At 37.6% G+C, this 290-nt stretch carries 1 pseudogene; it reads right to left on the reverse strand.

What is annotated here, in order from left to right:
* Positions 1–217 (reverse strand): annotated as a pseudogene (locus tag ACWA1B_RS22485) (transposase); the annotation flags it as partial.
* Between the last annotated feature and the right edge of the window lie 73 nt (positions 218–290).

Genomic DNA, 290 nt, shown 5'->3' on the forward strand with positions numbered 1-290 from the left:
TTTTAGCAGACCATGAACAGATATATAGCATTGCCCTTATTCTGCTCATGCCCATTTTACAGATCTTTGACTTTCCTTTTACGCTTGTGCCGGATTCAAAAATACGCGGGCTTATCCCAATGTAAGAGCTCAGCTGTCTTGCATTATCAAATTTTGTAAATCCTCCGCTGATTACAATTAACAGTAAAGCAGTTTTTCTGCCTACTCCAGGTATGCTCTGCATTTGTTTAAAAAGCTCGCTGTGATGAGCCTTTATAATTGAAATCATTTTATTTTCAATACGGCTGATT

It is taken from the genome of Flavobacterium xizangense (genome assembly GCF_054075145.1).